Origin of the sequence: Blastococcus sp. KM273128 (genome assembly GCF_021698975.1) — a bacterium.
Lineage (GTDB): Bacteria > Actinomycetota > Actinomycetes > Mycobacteriales > Geodermatophilaceae > Blastococcus.
The window spans coordinates 1-337 of sequence record NZ_SSXA01000208.1 but is presented as its reverse complement, the minus strand read 5'-3'; the positions used below and the strand labels follow the sequence as shown (position 1 = coordinate 337).

Here is a 337-nt window from a genome sequence, read left to right as displayed (position 1 = left end):
CCCCTCGGGCACAGTCGCCCTCTGCCCACACCAGCGGGGCACAGCGCTACCGCCCGAGAACCCACCCACCACCTGGAGGGCGACCGATGAGAAATACGCAGCGAGCGACGGTCCGCGCCGTCGCGACGGCAGGACTGGCCGCGGGCCTCGGCCTGGCCCTGCGACCGGCCACGGCCGTCGCCGCGGTCGACCCGCGGTTCCCCCGCGAGCGGCTCTGGGTGGCCCGGGTCCTCGGCGCCCGGCTGGTCGCCCAGCACGCCGCGCTCCTGGTGCGGCCGGATCCGCGCCCCGTGCGGCGGGCGGCGGTCGTGGACGCGCTGCACGCGGCGAGCATGCT

The 337-nt window shown here is 78.0% G+C and carries 1 protein-coding gene; it reads left to right on the top strand.

Annotation, left to right across the window (positions count from 1 at the left end; all coding sequences use genetic code 11):
• Window positions 1–86 precede the first annotated feature (86 nt).
• On the top strand, window positions 87–337 hold a 251-nt coding region (locus E9529_RS21610; RefSeq protein WP_236833302.1), incomplete at its 3' end, for a hypothetical protein.